The sequence below is a fragment of the Streptosporangium fragile genome (assembly GCF_039534445.1).
GTDB classification, from domain to species: domain Bacteria; phylum Actinomycetota; class Actinomycetes; order Streptosporangiales; family Streptosporangiaceae; genus Streptosporangium; species Streptosporangium fragile.
In genome coordinates this window covers 1-593 of record NZ_BAAAVI010000192.1, presented here as the reverse complement: position 1 = coordinate 593, position 593 = coordinate 1, and the positions used below count along the sequence as shown (strand labels likewise).

General features: G+C 72.5%; 1 protein-coding gene. It reads right to left on the bottom strand.

What is annotated here, in order from left to right; translation table 11 throughout:
* On the bottom strand, window positions 1–593 hold a 593-nt coding region (locus tag ABD841_RS40595; protein ID WP_344982412.1), incomplete at both ends, for a substrate-binding domain-containing protein.

The following is a 593-nucleotide window of genomic DNA, read 5'->3' as shown; positions in this document are numbered from 1 at the left end:
AGGCCCTCCTCCGTGCGCGGCGCCGGTTCACCGCGGACGAGGGCGAGCAGGGACAGCATCGCCTGACGGCCCTGCGCCTCGCGATCGACGCGCACGGTGGACATCGACGGCGACAGGAACTCCGCGAACTGCTCGTCGTCCCAGCCGAACACACTCACGTCCTCGGGAACGCGGACGCCCCGGTCCTGCAGTCCGCGGATGACGCCCATCGCCATGTAGTCGTTGGCCGCGAACACCGCGGTGACGCCCGGCTCCTCCCGCAGACGCGCGGCCGCCTCGTAACCGGACCGCATCGTCCAGTCACCGTGGATCACATCGGCCGACTCGAGACCGCGTCGCGCGATCGCGTCGAGATAGGCGTCCCGGCGGTTGCGGGCCGATGCCCAGTCCGGCGGGCCCGCGACGTGAAGGAAACGCCGGTGCCCCAGGTCGGCCAGGTATCCGACGATCTCGCCCGCGCCCCGGCCGTCGGCCAGCGCGCCGATCGCGTGCATGTCGTCGTCATACTCCCCGACGACGACGACCGGTTGCCGCGGGGCCGTCCCGGCCCGGTCCCGGACCAACCGCCCGAGCGGGGTGAACGACAGGATCCC